The sequence below is a fragment of the Nostoc sp. UHCC 0251 genome (genome assembly GCF_034932245.1).
Taxonomy (GTDB): domain Bacteria; phylum Cyanobacteriota; class Cyanobacteriia; order Cyanobacteriales; family Nostocaceae; genus Nostoc.
This window is the reverse complement of the sequence record NZ_JAYGHD010000012.1, coordinates 29,637-49,324: the sequence shown is the minus strand read 5'-3', so window position 1 is coordinate 49,324 and position 19,688 is coordinate 29,637. Positions and strand designations below refer to the sequence as shown.

The following is a 19,688-nucleotide window of genomic DNA, read 5'->3' as shown; positions in this document are numbered from 1 at the left end:
GGGGAATGGGGAATGGGGAATGGGGAATGGGGAATGGGGAATGGGGAATGGGGAATGGGGAAACAGAATGTAGAGACGTAGCACTGCTACGTCTCTACAAGGGTTTTGGATAACGTTTAAGTTTTGGAGATATCTAATATTTTTCACAACCGCCGAATCGCAATTTCTAACCCTTCACATACACCGCTAAGAAAATCTAAATCTAAAGTAGCGATCGCATCACTAGCTTTGTGATAATGGGGATTTCGCAAGAATGCCGTATCTGTCACCATCATTGCCGGATAATCCAAATCCCAAAAAGGTGCATGATCGCTAAGTCTGGTTTGAGGAACTATTAAACCTCGATTTGGCACAGGTAGCCATTGACTAGGTACGCCAGCTTTGCGAATATTACGGCTCATGCCAATTAAATCGGGTAATGTCCGTAAATTGCCAATTAAAGCAATAAAATCACCTCTGTCTGGGTAGAAGCGTTCCAGAGGAGGGGGGTAATTTTGGGAACCAGGCGTAAAATCGGTATAGCCCAGCATTTCTAGGGAAATCATTAAGCGTAGCTGTTGCTTTTGTTCGTGCAACAGGGCTGCATAATCAGCGCTACCCAGTAAGCCATATTCTTCCATATCGAAAGCAACCAGCCTTAAGGGATATCTTACAGCTTGGGCAGCAAACTTTCTCGCCAATTCCAGCAACACCGCCACCCCGGTGGCATTATCATCAGCCGCTACTGTTCCCGGAACGCCATCATAATGAGCGCCAATTAAAATCGGTGGCAAATCCTTTTTTTGCCGTCTGGCTTGGGAGGGTAAATTTAATATCAAGTTCTTACAAGCTTTACCCCTGACTTCAAAGGTGTGGATTTCCACACTCCCCCATTGAGAAAATTCCTGGCGGATGTATTCTTGAACAAAAAAATGTCCAGCCGTTGCCATGTAAGGATCACGTTCTCGCGCGATCGCAGTCAGGGAAGTTTGTAATCGCTGTGTTAAATTCAAATTTTTAAAATAGTGGCAATATTAAGGTGCATTTCCAAACTTGCAGATACCGTAAAGAGAAGTAGCCAGATAACAAGAATTGAGGCTGCTTGGACACACCAATCATCGTCAATGCTATCCTAGTCTTGCAACTATCTCCTCTAGCTGCACTTCTTAGCTTACTGCCTTAATGAAGACTATTATACCATTGAGGTGTTTTCATCCAATAGCACAAAGCTAGAGGTAGTTCCGCCCAATCATAATAAATATATAAGACACTTTAGGAGAAGAGTAACGCATGGGCAAGGTAGTCGGCATCGACTTGGGTACAACCAACTCAGTAGTCGCCGTTATGGAGGGTGGCAAGCCGGTGGTGATTGCCAATGCAGAAGGAATGCGAACAACCCCCTCCGTAGTTGGCTTTAGCAAAGAAGGCGAAAGGGTAGTTGGGCAAATGGCACGGCGACAAACCGTCCTTAATCCCCAAAATACCTTTTTTGCAGTTAAACGCTTCATTGGGCGCAAATATGCCGAACTTAGTCCAGATTCCAAGCGTGTACCCTACACCATCCGCAAGGACGAAGTAGGTAATATTAAAGTTGCCTGTCCCCGCCTTAATAAGGATTTCGCCCCAGAAGAAATTTCGGCAATGGTGCTGAAGAAATTGGCCGACGATGCTAGTCGCTATTTGGGTGAACCTGTGACAGGGGCAGTAATTACAGTACCCGCTTATTTTAACGATTCTCAACGGCAAGCAACCCGCGATGCTGGCAGAATTGCCGGTTTAGAGGTGCTGCGGATTCTCAATGAACCAACTGCTGCATCTTTAGCTTATGGATTGGATCGAGGCGACACGGAAACTATCTTAGTATTTGACTTGGGTGGTGGCACTTTTGACGTGTCGATTTTAGAAGTAGGCGATGGCATATTTGAAGTTAAAGCTACCAGCGGAGATACGCAACTTGGTGGTAACGACTTTGACAAAGTAATAGTAGATTGGCTAGCAGAGCAATTTCTGGAAGTCGAAGGGGTAGATTTAAGACGCGAGAGACAATCTTTACAACGTCTGATGGAAGCGGCGGAAAAAGCCAAAATTGAGCTTTCTGCTGTCAGCGTCACCGAAATTAACTTACCTTTTATTGCTGCCGATCAGGAAGGCCCCAAACACCTGGAAACTCGTCTAACGCGTTCTCAATTTGAAGGCTTGTGTGGTGATTTGGTGGGGCGATTGCGGACACCAGTGAAACGCGCCCTCAAAGATGCCGGACTCTCATCCAGGGACATTGAAGAAGTGGTGTTAGTTGGCGGTTCTACACGGATGCCAATGGTGAAGCAGCTAGTACGAGATTTAATTGGCATAGAACCTAACGAAAACGTCAACCCTGATGAAGTAGTGGGAGTGGGTGCAGCAATTCAAGCCGGAATTCTCGCAGGCGAACTCAAAGATGTGCTGCTTTTGGATGTTACACCCCTTTCTATGGGATTGGAAACCATTGGCGGCGTAATGAAAAAACTTATTCCCCGCAATACTACTATCCCAGTCCGTCGTTCTGACATTTTTTCCACGTCCGAAAATAACCAGAATACTGTGGAAATCCACGTAGTCCAGGGCGAACGGGAAATGGCAGCAAACAATAAGTCTTTAGGACGTTTCAAGCTGTATGGCATTCCACCAGCGCCACGAGGAATTCCCCAGGTTCAGGTGTCATTTGATATTGATGCTAACGGGATTTTACAGGTAACAGCCTTAGATAGAACTACTGGGCGAGAACAGAGTATCACTATTCAAGGCGCTTCCACCTTGAACGAGTCAGAAGTGAATCGAATGATTCAGGATGCTCAGAAATACGCCGATGTTGATCGCGAACGTAAAGAACGGGTAGAAAAGCGGACTCGTTCAGAGGCGTTGATTTTCCAAGCAGAACGACAGCTTAGAGAAGTAGCACTAGAATTTGGTATGCAGTTTGCCCGAAACCGCCGCCAAAGAATTGATAATATTTGTCGAGACTTAAAAGAGAGTCTTAAGGAAAATAGCGATCGCGGTATTGACCAAGCCTACGCCGATTTGCAAGATGCTCTCTATGAGCTAAATCGGGAGGTCAGGGAAACTTATGCTGAAGATGAAGATGACGACTTGTTTGGTACAATCCGTGACATCTTTACTGGTGATAAAGATAAAGAACGCGACTTTCCCAGAGATACATATCGGGAACGCGACTCATACAGTAAGGATTATGGCAGAGATTACGGTAAAGACTATGGCAGAGACTATAGCCGAGACAGTCGTTCCTCATACGAAAGCCAAAGCCGTCCGCCACGCAAATCCCGTCCCAGCTACCAAGATAACTGGGATGATGAAGAAGACAATGATTGGTTGTAATACTCCTAATAAAAGTGAGGAGTTAAAAATTAAATCTTTCAACTCCTAACTCCTGTACAGACGCGATTAATCGCGTCTCTACTCTTAATTAAGCCAAAATCTAAAATTTAAACAACTAACTATGCAAAATTTGCCGAACTTTCGAGATTACTACGAGATTTTGGGAGTATCTAAAGACGCCTCTGGCGAGGAAATTAAAAAAGTTTATCGGCGGTTAGCAAGGCAATATCACCCCGATCTCAATCCGGGTAACAAAGAATCGGAGGAAAAATTCAAGGATATCGGCGAGGCTTATGAAGTCCTTTCAGACTCAGCCAAGCGATCGCAATACGACCAGTTTAGCCGCTACTGGAAGCAAAAAGGCTTTGCGGGCAATAAACAAGCGCCAAAAGCTAAAACCTGGCAGAGTAACCCTAGCGATCGCAACGGCAATCAGGATGTAGATCCAAGCCAATTCTCTGATTTTGAAAGCTTTATTAATCAAGTTATCGGTGTCAAAAATAAGGGTGGCGCAAGTAAGTCCAATAATGGCAATACTACTAGCGATCCGTTTCGTTCCCCCAGAACAAAAGTTGCCTACACCGTTAACACTCCACCTCGCACTACCCGCCGGGATATAGAAGCCAGATTAACGCTTCCACTAGAAAAAGCTTATCAAGGTGGTAACGAACGCATTCGTTTGGAAGATGGGCGATCGCTAGAAGTTAATATGCCACCAGGTATGGTAACAGGTCAAACCATCCGTTTACGGAACCAAGGCGTTGGTGGTGGTGATTTATACTTGAAAATTACCGTTAATCCTCATCCATTATTTAAGCTAGATGGTTTAAATATCCTCTGCCAAGTACCAGTTACTCCCACTGAGGCAGTTTTGGGAGGACAGGTAGAAGCACCAACTTTGGATGGCCCTGTAAAAATGACCATCCCTCAAGGAGTTAGGTCTGGTCAAAAATTCCGGCTAGGAAATAAAGGCTATCCCAGCGATGACGGTAAACGTGGCGATCAATTAGTGGAAATTCAAATAGTTACCCCGAAAAATATTAGTGAAGAAGAACGAGAACTGTACGAAAAGTTACGGCAAATTGAAACCTTTAAACCCCGTGCTGATTTACTGAGTTAAAGATGAAGCCAATGCTGTTGAAGATGAAGCGATCGCACAATTAAAGGCTATTATCTCAGGTTGACTTAAAATAGGTCAAATCTAGCTTATTTTCCAGTGGATGTCAGCAGAAATTAAATTTCGTCACTACTTTGTTGACGAAGCAGGTGATCTTACATTCTTCGATAAAAAGGGACGCATCATCGTAGGTCAACCTGGAGCATCTAAATTTTTCATGGTTGGTGTTGCTCAAATTTCTGATCCAGAACAAGTTACCTGGGAACTGAATGCACTCCGCGCCAGCTTGATGACTCATCCTCGCTTCAAAAATATTCCCTCCATGCAACCTGAAGCGAAAAAGACTGCGATTACCTTTCACGCCAAGGACGACCATCCCGAAATTCGTGAAAAGGTTTTTGAACTGATGCAGTCTTTCGATATCAAAGTTCTCATTGCAATTCGGAGTAAAGCTGATATGGCAGAATCAGCAAAAGCAAACTTTAAGACCTTAGGTACAAAGCTTCAGCAGAACGCAATTTATGACGATCTCATAACACGGGTGTTCAAAAATCTGTTGCATAAAGCAGATGTTATCCATATTGCTATTGCTAGACGCGGTAAGGCAGTACGCGAAGAAGCACTGGAACAAGCTATCAATCAAGCTCAGAAAAACTTTGAGTCTCAATGGAAAATTAGTTCAAATAGTTCAATTATCATTGAGCCTACTTATCCATCTGAGGTTGCTGGTTTACAAGTCATCGACTATTACTTGTGGGCTGTCCAGCGATGTTATGAACGCGACGATGACCAGTTTTTTCTGCCCCTTGCAAACAAATATAGACTCATTATGGACTTGGACGATAATCGCAACAAACCTTATGGAGAATGGTATGGCGATCGCAATATATTAACTCTTGAAAAGCTAAAAGGGGCTAGGTCTAAGTAGAATTTCTACTCGGACACACGGCATGAAGCCGACGTTCGCCCCTCTGAATACTATTGTACAGTATATAAATACAACCATTCAAGTCCTCACCGATAAAAGGCTTGGGCATGATGCCAGAATCTCAGCAGCCATTTTTTCCTCTGTGGAATGGGCAGAGGTTTACAATATTAGAAAAAACTTGATTGCAAGGTGACTCAAACAGCTGTGAATCACAACGGGGCAATGCCACAAAGCAGTAAACCAACTTATTACTCCCTGCTAGGACTGCATCCCTCGGCATCGGTAATGGACATTCGTCGTGCTTATAGGGAATTGAGCAAACGCTATCATCCTGATACTACAGATTTGCCTACTGCGATCGCCACTCTCAAATTTCAGCAAATCAACGAAGCCTACGCAACCCTTAGCCATCCAGAACGCCGATTAAGCTACGATTCCAAAATTGGCTATTCTCGCTTTGCGGTGATTCAACCACCCCCTGACTTGAACCGTCCCGTCTCGCATCATGACTGGTCAAAATCAGCTTATCTCGATCCTAGCGATCGCCCCCTCTCATCTGGCGAAATTTTTGCTTTATTTATGCTGGTGTTAACATTTGTAGGTTGTCTGCTACTAGCAGTTGCCATTGGTTTAACTCGTGGTGAGGCTGCTTTCCAAGCGCCTTTGCTACAGCCAACTTCATCTGTACAACAGCAAATTACTTATCTGTCTCAACTAATTACCCGTATAGTAATTAAAAACTAAAAATTTCCTAATCCAAAATCAAAAATCCCCAATCCCTATGCCTCTTCTTCCCTCTGATACCCCTTTATATAATCATCCACTGCCACAAATTGAGCAGTGGCTAAAAGACCAAGGTTGTCAACAAGACGACACCCAGAGGCATTGCTGGCATGTACAGCGCCCTAGTTGGAAAGCTGAACTATGGCTCGATGTTGAGCAAATCGTAGTGCGATATGTCCAATCTGGGGAAAATGGGCAAGATATCCAACGTTCATTCAAGTATTCTCTTAGTCGGGATGATGTAGAACAAGCGGTGTTTTCTGGGCCATAAAGAATTGCTGAGTACGATCCTCTCCAGTTAACTTTACATCGAGCTACTTAAGCGATCGCAAAGTGATTGCACCCTGAAACCACTCAACAACACCATCTGCCAAGACTCGCGCTAATTTTTTTTGTTCATCGGCGTTGGCTATCCATTCAAATTCTTCGGGGTTGGTCATAAAACCCAGTTCCATTACCACTGATGGTGCTGTAGAGGGACGAGTTAGCGCCAAGTTATTCCAAAACACTCCCATTGATGAACGCCTTAGCTGGTTAACTAGATAATTGTGGAGAAAAACGGCTAGGTTATGGGCTTGGGAATGATACCAAAAAGTTCTAATGCCCTTGGTATTCTCTGCATCTCCGTCATCAGGTACTGCTGTGTAATGTATAGTGAGAGCGATCGCTGGTTGTTGTTGCTCGATCATGGCTTGGCGAACAGACAAAGCTAGTTCTCTGTCATCTTCTCGCGTCATCACTACTAACGCGCCTCTTAAAACCAGTTCATCACGCAGCAACTTAGATACTGTCAGGCTGACATCTTTAGCTAAGTATCCTGTTGGCCCAGCCACGCCAGTTTCTTGCCCTCCATGTCCTGGGTTAACTAAAATCTTGATCCCAGATAATGGTTGTAATTGTACCTGTGCAAAAGCTGGTGAAGAAATGAATATGCAACTGATCGCTAAACCTAAAATTGGTTTCACTGATATAGACTCCTATATGAAATCAGCTTGCACTGCTATGTATAAAATGAACAATCGGGAAAAGCTTTTTGTTTTACTGAAAGTAGGTATAGCTCACAAAAACGCCCATCCAAAGCGTAGACGCGTAGCGGCTTGTCGATAGACATCGCTTACAATTAAAGTTACTCCTACTTTGACAAAAATCTATGCAAATCGTTCTGCCACCTGAAGTAGAAGCCCTAGTTCAACGCCAAATCACTAGCGGTAAGTATCAGAACGCGATCGCAGTTATTCTTGCAGGCATAAAACTCCTGGAACAGCAAGAAGACATCTATCAAGGACGACTACAAGACTTGCAACAAGAAGCGCGTATTGGGTGGGAAGCATCCGCGCAGGGCGAAGTTGTTGATGGTTCAGCTGCAATGGCTCAAATTCGCGCCAATGTGCGATCGCGCTACGGTGTTTCAGACGAAGCATGACACCACAATTTCGCCTTACCAAACCCGCAATTCAAGACATTGAGCAGATAGCGGATTACATTGCTAGACAATCTGGCTTGGCTCAGTCTGAGGATTTTTTAAGTAAGCTGGACGCGAAATTTGCCCAAATTGCTCAGTTCCCTCGTCTCGGACGACAGCGTGATGAAATTTTACCTGGTATCCGTAGCCTCTCAATAGACAATTACCTCATCCTCTACATGCCCATAGTGCAAGATGTGGAGATTTTTCGTGTTGTCAGTGGTTATCGAGATATCAAAGCCCTATTTCACGACTCTGATTCTTGATTTACACTTTTCCAAATCGCCGTTCGCGTTGTTGGTAAGCACATAAGGCGCGGTGAAACTCAGCCCGGTCAAAATCGGGCCAAAGAGCATCAGTGATGTAAATTTCTCCATAAGCCATTTGCCAGAGAAGGAAATTTGAGAGGCGCATTTCTCCACTGGTGCGAATTAACAAATCGGGGTCACTAACTCCTGCTGTGTACAAGTGGCTCTCAAACACCTGTTCATCAATTTCATTGGGTTGTAGCAGACCTTGTTGAACTTGTTTTGCGATCGCTTGACAAGCTTGTAATATCTCCTGCCGTCCGCCATAATTAGTAGCTACTGAAAATCGGATACCCCGATTATCCTTAGTTTCTTCCATTGAACGGGATATTTCTTGTTGGAGCGATCGCGGCAAGTCCTGCAAATTTCCCACAAACTTAATTTGAACATTCTCTTCGACCATTTCCCGCAATTCTTGGCGTAAAACTCTTTGAAACAGAGTCATCAAAAAATCCACCTCTTCCTGCGGTCTTTTCCAGTTTTCCGTTGAGAAAGCATAAGCTGTGAGCGCTTGAATTCCCCAATCTTGACAACAGCGAAGTAAATCTTTGAGAGAATCTACCCCTCGCTTATGACCCATAATCCGAGGTAGACCCTGACGTTTAGCCCATCGACCATTGCCATCCATAATCACTGCAACGTGCTGGGGCAATAGTTCTCGTTTTAAGTCAGTAGGCAAATCTTGCAGTTTAGTTTGTTGTGCTGTCATTTTTTATCTCGAGAAGCGGTCGATGGTAATCCGAGTAAACGTGAACCCAATGCTAGTGCCTTCCTACCTATCCGATGAACAAAACTTAACAGACCAGGAGCAACAGCTTCCCTATCCACGGTTGGGGACAAAAGAGCCTCTAATGACTCTTTCAACTTCCTAATCGTTAGTGGTCTATTTAGGGTTCCCCGTTCCGCTAAGGAAATAGAACCCGTTTCTTCAGATACAACGACACAAATGCAATTTTCGACCCGCTCAGTAATTCCCATTGCCGCCCGGTGGCGTGTTCCCAACTGGCGCGAGGCTGTGCGTCCCGAAAGTGGTAAGATTATACCCGATGATATGATTCGTGAACCACGAATTAATGTCGCTCCATCGTGTAACAAAGTTTTCGGCTGAAAAATTGTCTGGATTAGTTCTTTAGAAACCTCCGCATTTAGCTTTACTCCTGGCACAGAGAAATCTCGCTCATCAATTGGCCCTGTGGTTTCCACAATTAGTAAAGCTCCAATGCGGTTTTTTGACAATTCTTTAACAGCCTCAACAATTTCATCAATTACACTATCAGATTTGGGAATTGCCAGCCGATCGGGTTGAAATAGCTGGCGGAATTCGCCACGCCCCAATTGTTCTAAAAACCGTCGAAACTCTGACTGTAAAGCAACTGCCATCGCTACAGCACAACCAATTACCAATTTTTCTAGTACAAAACTGAGCAGAGGTAGTCCTAGTCTGCCACTTAGTGCTGAGGCTAGCATTAAGATAATGAATCCTCGCACCATCCACAGTGTCCGGCGCTCACTAATAATAACTAGTATCATGTAAGTCAGCGCCAGCACTAACACAATATCCAGAGTCCCAAGTAGCAAGGACTGTGACCATCCCAGGTTTATCAGCCATTGCTTCCACCAATCTCTCATGACATCTGGATTACACTTTTGCCTCTAATTACATTTGGTCATTAGTCATTAGTCATTGGTCACTAGTTCCTGGCTAATGACTAATGACCAAGGACTAATGACTACATTTTCAGTCTTTCTGGTAGGCGATCTTGCCGAATTAAATCTTGATAAGTTTCACGTTGCAAAATTAAATTTGCTTCGCCATTCGCCACTACAACTGCTGCCGGTCGGGGCAAGCGGTTGTAGTTAGATGCCATACTGTAATTGTACGCACCAGTTCCCATAACTACGAGAATATCTCCTGGTTCAGTCTTTGGGAGTAGAGCATTTTTAATCAGAATATCTCCTGATTCACAATGTTTACCAGCAATTGTGACTGTTTCGGTTAAAGGAGAAGACATTTTATTGGCAACAACTGCCCGATAAACTGATTGATAAGTAATCGGGCGGGGATTATCAGACATTCCCCCATCGATCGCTACGTAGGTACGAATTTCTGGGATAACTTTGGATGATCCAATAGTATAGGCAGTGACGCAAGCTGTAGCAACTAGCGATCGCCCCGGTTCACACAGTAACTTCGGCAAAGGCAGATTTTCAGCTGCACAAGCTTCTTGGATCACTTCACAAATCGGCTTCACCCACTCTTCAATGCTAGGGGGATCGTCTGATTCTATATACTTAATCCCTAAACCACCGCCGACATTTAACTCTGTCAAATGTAAACCATACTTCGCCGCATCACGTAACCACTTTACCATCAAAGCTGCTAAATCTCGATGCGGTTGGCGTTCAAAAATTTGGGAACCAATATGAGCATGTAACCCTACGCAGTTAAGGAAAGACTTTTTGCTGACAAAAGTAAATAATTCCTCTAACTCATTTGGATCAAAGCCAAATTTACTATCTAGTTGCCCCGTGCGGATATACTCATGTGTGTGACATTCAATACCCGGAGTCAAGCGCAACAAGAATCGAGGCTGTACGGTGGTTGAATTTGCACTTTCAACAATTTCTACCAAAGTGCGTAACTCGTGCCAGTTATCCACGACAATAGTGCAACCGACTTCAGTGGCAAAAATCAGTTCTTCACGAGATTTATTGTTGTTATGAAGATAGATTTTCTCAGGATTTACACCTGCTTGCAGCGCGGTGTAAAGTTCACCGCCTGATGCAACATCAATTCCTAAACCTTCTGATGCTGCGATCGCACAAACTGCTAAACAATTCCAAGCTTTTGAGGCGTACAATACTTGAGATTCACCCTTGTAGTATTGCTTAAAAGCATCTCGATATTGCTGACAAGCCGAACGCAGGGTTTCTTCATCTAAAATATATAAAGGTGAACCAAACTGCTCAACTAAGGTTGTAACATCACACCCACCAATTTTCAGGGAGTCATGATTATGGACTCTAGCAGTTAAGGGTAAAAGTTCCTGATTGGGCGATGGATTTGCCTTGGTGTCGTGCCTTTGAGGTAAATATTGACTTCCAGAATGTTGAACCCCAGTGGGGTGAGTCGATACCATAACTATAAAAATTTTCCTTGTTCAAATTACGGGCTTTGAATTTGTCTCCCGATTCCCAGTGTACAAAGGGTTTGTAACGTTATTCAATAAATGTGATCTCATTAGACTTAGAAATTAAATTACTGACATTAGAAAATCTCAGTGCTATTCTGGAACTCGATCAAGCTTGTTTTGGCGGACTTTGGACTCTGGACGGCTACAAACGAGAATTGGATAGTCCCAACAGCGATTTACTCGGTTTATTTTCTCCCTCCTCCAGCACAAGTTTGCTAGGAATGGGTTGCTTTTGGTCAATTTTAGATGAAGCTCACATTACAATTTTGGCGGTTCATCCTCAATATCACCGTCAAGGAATGGGTGCGGCTTTATTATATTCACTCATTAAGACAGCTTGCGATCGCAAAATGGAGCGAGCTACCCTCGAAGTCCGAGCTTCTAACTTGGCGGCAATATCTTTATATCAAAAATTTGGCTTCAAAACAGCTGGGCGGCGGCGGCGTTACTACCAAGATAACGATGAGGATGCTCTAATCCTTTGGCTCCCAGATTTACAACAGCGCAAATTTCAAGCAACTTTAGACCAATGGTATTCCATTGTTAGCGATCGCCTCGAAAAATCCTCTTGGCACTTGCTTTTTAAGTAAGTAGGTAGGCGAGAAAATTTATAACTATTGTGATTGCGAACAAAGCCAAGAGAAGTGAAGCAATCGGAAGGGTTTGTAAATTTTTATATTTTGTTATATGGTTAGGTTTATTTGTGCCTTACATGAGTTGGGCATGATTAATTTTGAATTATTGGGGCTTGCGATCGGCTTCAGCAAAAAAATGTAACTTTGTCGTATTTATTTTATTTAAATATCTTATCTAAAAAACGTTTCCTATAATCAAAGTATATATTAAATCTTTTTACTTGATATTAAAAAATATATATGTTAAATATAAATGTTTGGGATTGAGTGAATAAACTCTCAATGTAAGCAGTGAACTGTTTGTAATAAATCCCAAAAAGGCTGGTGAACTAAAGCTCCTCAGTACACTAGCCAGATAAAAGTAGTCAATAGTTAACAATTAGCCCATCAACTCAAGTCATAGCTTCAGGATGTCTATAATCTGTTATACAGGCATCCAAAAGCTTTGCCTGTGCTAAAATCAGCATACCGGCACGACCGCAGATGATGGGATAAAGCCATGTTTGAGCGCTTCACTGAAAAAGCCATTAAGGTAATCATGCTGGCCCAAGAAGAGGCCCGCCGTTTAGGTCACAACTTTGTTGGAACCGAGCAGATCCTCTTGGGTCTGATTGGCGAAGGCACTGGGGTGGCTGCAAAGGTGCTGAAATCAATGGGCGTCAATCTCAAAGATGCCCGAATTGAAGTTGAAAAAATTATAGGACGGGGATCAGGCTTTGTTGCTGTGGAAATTCCCTTTACGCCACGGGCAAAGCGAGTTTTAGAACTCTCCTTGGAAGAAGCACGCCAACTGGGGCATAACTACATTGGCACCGAGCATCTGCTGTTGGGCCTAATCCGCGAAGGGGAAGGCGTCGCAGCCAGGGTGCTAGAAAACCTCGGTGTGGATCTATCTAAGGTAAGAACCCAAGTCATCCGCATGTTGGGAGAAACTGCCGAAGTTTCACCAGGCGGTTCATCCGGGCGCACAAAAACCCCGACTCTGGATGAATTTGGCTCAAACCTGACTCAGATGGCAATAGACAATAAGCTCGATCCAGTGGTGGGACGCGCTAAAGAAATTGAGCGAGTGATCCAGATATTGGGTCGCCGAACAAAAAATAACCCAGTGCTGATTGGGGAACCAGGGGTTGGTAAAACAGCGATCGCTGAAGGTTTAGCTTCACGCATTGCCACCAAAGATGTCCCTGACATCCTCGAAGATAAACGCGTCGTCACCTTGGATATTGGTTTGCTCGTAGCAGGAACCAAGTACCGGGGTGAATTTGAAGAACGCTTGAAAAAAATCATGGATGAAATCCGCTCGGCGGGTAATGTCATTCTCGTGATTGATGAGGTACACACCTTAATTGGTGCGGGTGCAGCAGAAGGTGCTATTGACGCAGCAAATATCCTCAAGCCAGCTTTGGCCAGAGGTGAGTTGCAGTGTATCGGTGCTACAACCCTAGATGAGTACCGGAAGCACATCGAGCGAGATGCAGCGCTAGAGCGACGTTTCCAACCAGTAATGGTTGGCGAACCTACAGTTGATGAAACAATTGAAATTTTATATGGTTTGCGCGAACGCTACGAGCAACACCACAAACTGAAAATTTCCGACGAAGCATTGGTAGCGGCGGCGAAATTATCAGACCGTTACATTAGCGATCGCTACCTCCCAGATAAAGCCATCGACTTAGTTGATGAAGCTGGTTCTAGGGTGCGCTTGATTAACTCCCAACTGCCACCCGCAGCCAAAGAGTTAGATAAAGAACTGCGTCAGATATTAAAAGAAAAAGATGACGCGGTGCGTTCTCAAGACTTTGACAAAGCTGGAGAATTGCGTGATCGCGAAATGGAAATCAAAGCTGAAATCCGAGCGATCGCTCAAAGCAAGACCAATGCAACAGGCACAGAAGGTGAAGAACCTGTAGTTACAGAAGAAGACATTGCTCACATTGTCGCTTCCTGGACTGGAGTACCGGTGAACAAACTCACCGAATCTGAATCTGAAAAGCTGCTGCACATGGAAGACACCTTGCATCAGCGTTTAATTGGTCAAGACGAAGCTGTGAAAGCAGTTTCACGAGCAATTCGCCGCGCTCGTGTTGGTTTGAAAAATCCCAATAGACCCATAGCTAGCTTTGTCTTCTCTGGGCCTACTGGTGTAGGTAAAACCGAGTTGGCGAAGTCCTTAGCTGCTTACTTCTTCGGTTCCGAAGAAGCGATGATCCGCTTAGATATGTCCGAATACATGGAGCGTCACACCGTCAGCAAGCTGATTGGTTCCCCTCCAGGTTATGTTGGCTATAACGAAGGTGGTCAGCTAACTGAAGCCGTGCGGCGGCGTCCTTACACCGTGGTGTTGTTCGACGAAATCGAAAAAGCCCACCCCGATGTATTCAACATGCTGCTGCAAATTTTGGAAGACGGTCGGTTAACTGATGCCAAAGGTCGCACGGTAGACTTCAAGAACACCTTGCTGATTTTAACTTCCAATATTGGTTCTAAGGTAATTGAAAAAGGCGGTAGCGGTATCGGCTTTGAATTCTCCGAAGATGCCAGCGAGTCAACTTACAACCGGATTCGCTCTTTGGTGAACGAAGAACTCAAGCAGTACTTCCGTCCAGAGTTCCTCAACCGACTCGATGAAATTATCGTCTTCCGTCAGTTGAACAAGCCGGAAGTGACCCAAATCGCCGAAATTATGCTCAAGGAAGTATTTGGTCGTCTGACGGAAAAAGGTATCACCTTAGAAGTCACAGACCGCTTCAAGGATCGTTTGATCACTGAAGGTTACAGTCCCAGCTACGGCGCAAGGCCATTACGTCGGGCAATTATGCGCCTGTTAGAAGATAGCCTAGCAGAAGAAATTCTGTCTGGTCGTATCAAGGATGGCGATACAGCCCTTGTTGATGTGGATGAAAATGGCGTTGTGCAAGTTAGTTCTCAACAGCGTCGGGAATTGTTACCCCAAGGTGTTGAGTAAGATTTAGGGTTTGGGATTTAAGTCTCAAATAGAAAATTAGAAAACGGTAGAGTATTAATTGCTCTACCGTTTTTTATTCACTGAATATTCATTAACTGCTTCAAATTTGGATCTAGTAGCATTTGGTCTGCGGTAGTATATCGTTCACTAAATCGCCTTGTATTATAGCTTGGTAGTAGAATTAGGATACAAAATGAACAAAGGGCAAGAACGTGCAAAGCATACTTTTAAGCCGCGAAGAAGTTGGACGACGTGCGAAAGAATTATATGAAAATAGCATTCGTCAACAAGTGGAACGAGAAGAAAACATCGGTAAAATGGTGATTATCGATATAGAAACAGGTGAATATGGAATTAATAAAACAGGCTTAGAATCGGCACGATATTTACGTAATAAACGTCCATTTGCTCAACTTTTTGGTATTCGCATTGGTTATAAAGTCGCTGTTTCCTTCAGTGGTGACATGGAGCGCGATTATCGGTGATTTATAGTCTAGCTTTATCGTTACCATGTTAACTTAATCTGATAAGCACTAAAAGGTGTTCTAAGTTATGACCTTCAGTGATGTAGTTGAAGCAATTAAAAGCCTTTCCAGCGAAGAAAAGTTAGAAATTCAACTGTTATTGCAGCAGTATCTACGAGAAGAAAGGCGTGAAGAGATTTATCAAAATTTTCAGACGGCGCAAGTAGAACAGCAAAATAGTGAACTAAAGTTTTCCTCAAATATGGATGAACTGAGACAACTGATAGAAGAGTGATGATTAAAGTAAGTTTCAGTTCTTCATTTCAACGTGCTTTTAAAAAGCGAATTCAAAGGAATGTAGATTTAGAAGCACGATTTTGGCAAAAGTTGGAGCAGTTTACAGCAGATCCATTTGACCAGGGTTTGAAAACTCACAAATTGTCAGGTAAGCTTAAAGACTTATGGAGTTTTAGTGTAGATTATGACGAAAGAGTAGTTTTTTACTTTACAGATGATGGGGATGTTGTGTTTGTAGATATTGGTAGTCACGATGATGTTTACTAGGTAAAATCTATTAATAAGCAGAGAAAAATCAATATTTAAAAAACGGTAGAAGACAAAACTTATCTACCGTTTTTTTGTTGTCTATCAATACGACAAAAACACAAACAGCAGATGAATCTAACCTTATTTCTTCTATAATTTTTGCTTCGCTGTTAATTATGCTCTGTCTGCGGGAAAACTGAGAATAGGTGCTTAAGTCGCTGCAAACAGTTGAGTAAGAGTAAAGCAGAGAGTATGGATAATAATTTACAGATTGACAATGTTCAAAGCTTTGTCAAAGCAATTGGCGATAACGATAAATTTTGGAGACTGCTGCATAAAAAAGAAGTTAGTCGCCTTAAAGAAGAAGTTAAATATAAAGATCAAAAACGAAACATATCAGGAGTAAAATATTATACTCAGGGAAAAGTTTACGCAGTACATGAACTAGAAACATCAGAAATGTCAATCGAGGTAGAATATAGAGATGGATTAATTTTTAGATATAAAAAAGAACAATTTATTAGGAAATTTAGCAATATCTCACCTCCTATTTCTCGTCAAGAAATTTTTGAATTAGTCCGAAGTGAGCAAGAAGCAAAAGATGCACAAAAATGGAAAGCAGAAAAACAGATTTTACTTGAAAAAGTAAAAAACCAGTTTGAGCAAAATTTCCTTAATGTTGATAACTTCTATCAAGCTGAATGTACTGAATACATATCATTTCAAGAGTACCAAACTGAAAAGTTAAATTATGTGCAATCTTGGGTACAAAACAACTTGAATTCCACACCTGACCTTGAGCAAAACGGCACTTACGCAATAAGAGACTTGCTCAATGCTGAAGGCTATCGCTGGAGGACAATTGGATGGTCAGCTTGGTGTTGTACCTATCCTGCTCAGGATTTCTCAATACAACAATATTTTGATAACGCTCAGTGGATTTCTCACGCTTGTGGAATCGAGGTGCGATTTTATGATGATTTAGAGAATATGCTAGCAAAGTATCATGTTGACTCTGGACAATTTATCCCGGTGATTAATAATCTTTCTGAAGTCCATTTAAATATAAACCCTTGGTAAAAGTTGGAGCATTTTATTGAGAGTTAAGATGCACCAACAAAGATGCGATCGTTTTTCGCATCTGATTTCAGGTATCGTTCACCGGAATGATTAGAGGATATGACCGTTATGGGATGTTTATTGATGAACCAATAGGTTATAGAATCAGTCCAGATGGTAGCCGTATTCTACTTTACTATGGGGAGATAAAAATCAATGCAGACGACCAATACCACGTCATCCTCTGCACAAGACCGAGTGAAGAATAACTGGGAATTTACACAAGTATGGATAGATCCCATGTTATCGCCTCCATATATTCTTTTATTGCTTTGCGACAGTGAAGATAACTGTCAAGTTTATGATCCGGCGCAGGGTTATAAAATTGTATTTTCTAGTAATGACTATAATGCAGCCAAGTTATGGTTACTAGAAGATGAGTATGAACCAATTGAAGGTAGGCTTTTAGCTACTGCGTTAGTTTAAGTTACTAAAGAGTTTTTAGATAATATGATTGAGACACTTCCGTAAATCACAAACACCGACTAAGGTCAGTAGCTACTCGTCAATTAGCCATCCACGCTCTATGCCGTGTTCAATTCCGCCAGTCCAATCCATTTTCAGATGCTTCCGCACTTTATAGAATAGATGTTGAACTACAACTGGATTAATTGAATTTTTAACATATTTTTCTTCATATCTAAATTCTCGGTCAGTGTTTTTTTGCTGACGTAGTACGTAAATTTGGTCAACCTTGTACTTGCGAAGATTGACATCACTGGTCAGCTTGATCCACTCCATAAGTACAACATATAAACTGTTTGGATTTCTTGCCTTTAAGTCCTCTGCTGCTCGTGATGAACCTTCGAGCATAGTTTTATCCAGATATGTCTTACATTCAATTGCAACAACTGGAATATCGAAAATATGCGTTTCGGTGTTTCCTGTAACTGTAACTTCAGAGTAGTTTTCCGGTTCCTCTTTAAGAAGTGGGAGTATTTCACCAGGATTTTCATCTTTCTCCGGTGGGGTTGCTGCTTCAAATGATACTTGAATAGTGGCTCCAATTACAAAGTCATGATCTTTCTTTTCAATACGTGCATACGGTCGCTTCAGCATCTCAGAGTATTTTGGCGGCACAAAGAAAATATCTTTGAACGTATGTGATTTGCCGATGAGAGCATTTTCTCCAAAGTCTCTGACTAAATCTTTAAACAGATAATAGAGAAATTCCTCCAGCACGCTAGAGTGAAGATTCGATCTAGAATCAAACTTCTCAGCATAGTGCTGCTGATCTAAAAAATCCTTATATTTTGATAGAAGTTCTACCCTAGTAGCAATAATTGCGTCATCTTGAGCAGTAGGTGTTGATGTCGGCCCAACTAATTCGAGATTAGCTGAACGCCACGTATCATACTCAGTTCTAATTTCAGTGAGATATTTTTTACTATCAACATCTCTGTATTTTGTCCGGTGATTCTCCTTTTGTTCAAGATTAGAGCCGTGAACTAAAGGGTTCCGATCGCTTTTGGGCATAGCTCTAATTTCTCTTGAAGATGAAGTGCGATCGCTTTAGCAAGAATAGGTGGTACAGCATTACCTACCTGATTGTACTGGCAAAGAAACTTCTCGTCGAATCTCTCTTCTCGATGTAATAATTTGTGAGATACAACAGTCTTCTTCCCTAGAAAACGATAAGTGTCAGGAAAAGATTGAAGACGTGCCCCTTCACGGGCTGTCAAATTGCGATGCTGAAAAGGATGAAGAAAATTAGCGTAAAATGAAGCTGCTATTGTATGTGATGGTTTATATGGATTTAAACGTCGGTTATTTTGGTCATAATTTATCTCAGATAACTCACCATTTCCACTACGCCGTCTAGCCCCATGTTCTTTTGGTGCGTCTGAACTTGATTCACCCCATTTAATATGTTTGAAGCGTTCTACAAGTCTCTGGGAATGATCCATTGCAACATGATTGTAAAGTGTTTTACTGTCATTTCTAATCCAGCGTTGATAGTTATTGAGAGGTTCTGAAATATAAGGTTGTTCTTCTTCACCTTCACGTGCATTCAGTGGTGGTAAATCTGATATAGCATCCCACAAGCTTATGGCAGGAAGTAGACCCATGCAGGCAAATATTGATAATTGAGAGCTATTTATATGCAATAAATCTAAGGAGTGTGTTTTTGGAGGAGTACCTAATTCTTTTCCTGTTTTATTCCCAACAATAAAAATACGCTCCCTAATTTGTGGCACACCATATTCAGCAGCATTTAATGACCAGACTTCTACAAAATATCCGAGATTTTTAAAAGTTTCTTTAATGATATCTGTTACTTTTCTACTTTCAATATTTTTGCGCGAAAGTAAACCTTTAACATTTTCCATTACAAAAGCTTTAGGTTCGAGAAAACATATCCACTCAGCAAAGTTAATAAATAGACTATTTCTAGGGTCTTTAGGATCTTTTTGTGCTGGCCCGGCAATACTAAAGCCTTGACATGGAGGCCCACCAATAACAATATCCGGCTTGAAGGGACAGATATCCTTAACGCTACTTGCAGTGTTTAAATAACGAATATCCTGTTGAATAACTGTCATATTAGGGCGGTTATGGCGCAACGTATCACAAGCCCAGGCATCAATCTCAACGGATAAAGGAACAGAGAAACCTGCCATCTCAAAACCTAGACCAAAACCGCCAGCCCCAGCAAACAAATCAATAGTGATAGGTCGTGCTGTTAGCATAGACTCTTAATGTGGTTACTCATCTGTTTACCTTCTAAACACTCTAAGATCATACGTTTGTATCGCTTTGTCAACCTGCCACATAGTTGTTTTAGTCAAAGTATCCTGGCTATAAGTAATTTT

At 42.4% G+C, this 19,688-nt stretch carries 21 protein-coding genes and 1 pseudogene; 15 read left to right on the top strand and 7 right to left on the bottom strand.

Annotated elements, in window-relative coordinates:
- Positions 1-143: 143 nt before the first annotated feature.
- Positions 144-992 carry a M28 family peptidase gene (locus VB740_RS03095; RefSeq protein WP_323198612.1) on the bottom strand — a complete coding sequence of 283 codons (849 nt, stop codon included), beginning with the start codon at positions 990-992 and terminating at the stop codon, positions 144-146.
- Between the two features lie 277 nt (positions 993-1,269).
- Between VB740_RS03095 and dnaK the strand changes: the two genes are divergently transcribed.
- From dnaK to VB740_RS03070, 5 genes are all read left to right on the top strand, one after another.
- A complete protein-coding gene (dnaK, locus tag VB740_RS03090) occupies positions 1,270-3,351 on the top strand; it encodes a molecular chaperone DnaK (RefSeq protein ID WP_323198611.1) in 2,082 nt (693 codons plus the stop codon).
- 121 nt (positions 3,352-3,472) lie between these two features.
- Complete coding sequence (locus VB740_RS03085) at positions 3,473-4,471, top strand: DnaJ C-terminal domain-containing protein (RefSeq protein ID WP_323198610.1); 999 nt, start codon at positions 3,473-3,475, stop codon at positions 4,469-4,471.
- Positions 4,472-4,571: 100 nt separating this feature from the next.
- Positions 4,572-5,396: a DUF3800 domain-containing protein gene (locus VB740_RS03080; protein ID WP_323198609.1), complete on the top strand. Its 825-nt coding sequence runs from the start codon at positions 4,572-4,574 to the stop codon at positions 5,394-5,396.
- A 222-nt stretch (positions 5,397-5,618) separates the two neighbouring features.
- Positions 5,619-6,140, top strand: a complete 522-nt coding sequence (locus VB740_RS03075) for a J domain-containing protein (protein WP_323198614.1) — start codon at positions 5,619-5,621, stop codon at positions 6,138-6,140.
- Positions 6,141-6,177: 37 nt separating this feature from the next.
- Complete coding sequence (locus VB740_RS03070; protein WP_069071493.1) at positions 6,178-6,450, top strand: DUF3143 domain-containing protein; 273 nt, start codon at positions 6,178-6,180, stop codon at positions 6,448-6,450.
- Between the two features lie 43 nt (positions 6,451-6,493).
- Here the strand turns inward: VB740_RS03070 and VB740_RS03065 are convergent.
- Positions 6,494-7,072: pseudogene (locus tag VB740_RS03065) on the bottom strand (N-acetylmuramoyl-L-alanine amidase family protein); the annotation flags it as partial.
- 257 nt (positions 7,073-7,329) lie between these two features.
- On the opposite strand from VB740_RS03065, the gene VB740_RS03060 reads away from it, so the two are divergent.
- Both VB740_RS03060 and VB740_RS03055 read left to right on the top strand, forming a co-directional pair.
- Positions 7,330-7,602, top strand: coding sequence for a ribbon-helix-helix domain-containing protein (locus VB740_RS03060; protein ID WP_323198608.1), 273 nt, complete (start codon positions 7,330-7,332; stop codon positions 7,600-7,602).
- Positions 7,599-7,907: a type II toxin-antitoxin system RelE/ParE family toxin gene (locus tag VB740_RS03055; protein WP_323198607.1), complete on the top strand. Its 309-nt coding sequence runs from the start codon at positions 7,599-7,601 to the stop codon at positions 7,905-7,907. The genes VB740_RS03060 and VB740_RS03055 overlap by 4 nt, the downstream gene beginning before the upstream one ends.
- Before the next feature lies 1 nt (position 7,908).
- Here VB740_RS03055 and VB740_RS03050 read toward each other — a convergent pair whose 3' ends face one another.
- The 3 genes from VB740_RS03050 to lysA all read right to left on the bottom strand — a co-directional run bounded on the left by VB740_RS03050 (position 7,909) and on the right by lysA (position 11,089).
- A complete protein-coding gene (locus VB740_RS03050) occupies positions 7,909-8,658 on the bottom strand; it encodes an isoprenyl transferase (protein WP_323198606.1) in 750 nt (249 codons plus the stop codon).
- Entirely contained in the window at positions 8,655-9,578 is a 924-nt protein-coding gene (gene cdaA / locus VB740_RS03045; protein ID WP_323198605.1) for a diadenylate cyclase CdaA, read from the bottom strand. The genes VB740_RS03050 and cdaA overlap by 4 nt, the downstream gene beginning before the upstream one ends.
- A 101-nt stretch (positions 9,579-9,679) precedes the next feature.
- Positions 9,680-11,089 (bottom strand): diaminopimelate decarboxylase, encoded by a 1,410-nt coding sequence (gene lysA / locus VB740_RS03040; RefSeq protein ID WP_323198604.1) that lies wholly within the window; start codon positions 11,087-11,089, stop codon positions 9,680-9,682.
- A gap of 92 nt (positions 11,090-11,181) precedes the next feature.
- Here lysA and rimI point away from each other — a divergent pair, with 92 nt between their 5' ends.
- The 8 genes from rimI to VB740_RS03005 all read left to right on the top strand — a co-directional run bounded on the left by rimI (position 11,182) and on the right by VB740_RS03005 (position 17,301).
- Positions 11,182-11,733: a ribosomal protein S18-alanine N-acetyltransferase gene (rimI, locus tag VB740_RS03035; protein WP_323198603.1), complete on the top strand. Its 552-nt coding sequence runs from the start codon at positions 11,182-11,184 to the stop codon at positions 11,731-11,733.
- A gap of 544 nt (positions 11,734-12,277) precedes the next feature.
- On the top strand, positions 12,278-14,746 hold the full coding sequence (locus VB740_RS03030) for an ATP-dependent Clp protease ATP-binding subunit (RefSeq protein ID WP_323198602.1): 2,469 nt from the start codon (positions 12,278-12,280) through the stop codon (positions 14,744-14,746).
- Positions 14,747-14,958: 212 nt separating this feature from the next.
- On the top strand, positions 14,959-15,231 hold the full coding sequence (locus VB740_RS03025; RefSeq protein WP_323198601.1) for a hypothetical protein: 273 nt from the start codon (positions 14,959-14,961) through the stop codon (positions 15,229-15,231).
- Between the two features lie 67 nt (positions 15,232-15,298).
- The gene (locus tag VB740_RS03020; RefSeq protein WP_323198600.1) at positions 15,299-15,505 is read left to right on the top strand and encodes a hypothetical protein; all 207 of its coding nucleotides are present in this window, start codon (positions 15,299-15,301) and stop codon (positions 15,503-15,505) included.
- The gene (locus tag VB740_RS03015) at positions 15,505-15,774 is read left to right on the top strand and encodes a type II toxin-antitoxin system YafQ family toxin (protein ID WP_323198599.1); all 270 of its coding nucleotides are present in this window, start codon (positions 15,505-15,507) and stop codon (positions 15,772-15,774) included. Before VB740_RS03020 ends, VB740_RS03015 begins: the two co-directional genes overlap by 1 nt.
- A gap of 234 nt (positions 15,775-16,008) precedes the next feature.
- Positions 16,009-16,836, top strand: a complete 828-nt coding sequence (locus VB740_RS03010) for a hypothetical protein (RefSeq protein ID WP_323198598.1) — start codon at positions 16,009-16,011, stop codon at positions 16,834-16,836.
- Positions 16,837-16,922: 86 nt separating this feature from the next.
- On the top strand, positions 16,923-17,084 hold the full coding sequence (locus VB740_RS36720) for a DUF6972 family protein (protein ID WP_416289099.1): 162 nt from the start codon (positions 16,923-16,925) through the stop codon (positions 17,082-17,084).
- Positions 17,032-17,301 carry a hypothetical protein gene (locus VB740_RS03005; RefSeq protein ID WP_323198597.1) on the top strand — a complete coding sequence of 90 codons (270 nt, stop codon included), beginning with the start codon at positions 17,032-17,034 and terminating at the stop codon, positions 17,299-17,301. Before VB740_RS36720 ends, VB740_RS03005 begins: the two co-directional genes overlap by 53 nt.
- A gap of 72 nt (positions 17,302-17,373) precedes the next feature.
- Here VB740_RS03005 and VB740_RS03000 read toward each other — a convergent pair whose 3' ends face one another.
- Together VB740_RS03000 and VB740_RS02995 are read right to left on the bottom strand one after the other, a co-directional pair.
- Positions 17,374-18,351 carry a Bpu10I family restriction endonuclease gene (locus VB740_RS03000; protein WP_323198596.1) on the bottom strand — a complete coding sequence of 326 codons (978 nt, stop codon included), beginning with the start codon at positions 18,349-18,351 and terminating at the stop codon, positions 17,374-17,376.
- Positions 18,324-19,565, bottom strand: a complete 1,242-nt coding sequence (locus VB740_RS02995) for a DNA cytosine methyltransferase (protein WP_323198595.1) — start codon at positions 19,563-19,565, stop codon at positions 18,324-18,326. Before VB740_RS02995 ends, VB740_RS03000 begins: the two co-directional genes overlap by 28 nt.
- Positions 19,566-19,688: the final 123 nt, after the last annotated feature.

Coding starts and splice junctions, on each gene's coding strand:
- VB740_RS03020 (WP_323198600.1), top strand. CDS start 15,299: ATGACCTTCAGTGATGTAGTTGAAGCAATTAAAAGCCTTTCCAGCGAA.
- VB740_RS03000 (WP_323198596.1), bottom strand. CDS start 18,351: ATGCCCAAAAGCGATCGGAACCCTTTAGTTCACGGCTCTAATCTTGAA.
- VB740_RS03070 (WP_069071493.1), top strand. CDS start 6,178: ATGCCTCTTCTTCCCTCTGATACCCCTTTATATAATCATCCACTGCCA.
- VB740_RS03075 (WP_323198614.1), top strand. CDS start 5,619: ATGCCACAAAGCAGTAAACCAACTTATTACTCCCTGCTAGGACTGCAT.
- VB740_RS03080 (WP_323198609.1), top strand. CDS start 4,572: ATGTCAGCAGAAATTAAATTTCGTCACTACTTTGTTGACGAAGCAGGT.
- VB740_RS36720 (WP_416289099.1), top strand. CDS start 16,923: ATGATTAGAGGATATGACCGTTATGGGATGTTTATTGATGAACCAATA.
- VB740_RS03055 (WP_323198607.1), top strand. CDS start 7,599: ATGACACCACAATTTCGCCTTACCAAACCCGCAATTCAAGACATTGAG.
- VB740_RS03005 (WP_323198597.1), top strand. CDS start 17,032: ATGCAGACGACCAATACCACGTCATCCTCTGCACAAGACCGAGTGAAG.
- VB740_RS03015 (WP_323198599.1), top strand. CDS start 15,505: ATGATTAAAGTAAGTTTCAGTTCTTCATTTCAACGTGCTTTTAAAAAG.
- VB740_RS03060 (WP_323198608.1), top strand. CDS start 7,330: ATGCAAATCGTTCTGCCACCTGAAGTAGAAGCCCTAGTTCAACGCCAA.
- VB740_RS03085 (WP_323198610.1), top strand. CDS start 3,473: ATGCAAAATTTGCCGAACTTTCGAGATTACTACGAGATTTTGGGAGTA.
- dnaK (WP_323198611.1), top strand. CDS start 1,270: ATGGGCAAGGTAGTCGGCATCGACTTGGGTACAACCAACTCAGTAGTC.
- VB740_RS03010 (WP_323198598.1), top strand. CDS start 16,009: ATGGATAATAATTTACAGATTGACAATGTTCAAAGCTTTGTCAAAGCA.
- VB740_RS03050 (WP_323198606.1), bottom strand. CDS start 8,658: ATGACAGCACAACAAACTAAACTGCAAGATTTGCCTACTGACTTAAAA.
- lysA (WP_323198604.1), bottom strand. CDS start 11,089: ATGGTATCGACTCACCCCACTGGGGTTCAACATTCTGGAAGTCAATAT.
- VB740_RS03030 (WP_323198602.1), top strand. CDS start 12,278: ATGTTTGAGCGCTTCACTGAAAAAGCCATTAAGGTAATCATGCTGGCC.
- cdaA (WP_323198605.1), bottom strand. CDS start 9,578: ATGAGAGATTGGTGGAAGCAATGGCTGATAAACCTGGGATGGTCACAG.
- VB740_RS02995 (WP_323198595.1), bottom strand. CDS start 19,565: ATGCTAACAGCACGACCTATCACTATTGATTTGTTTGCTGGGGCTGGC.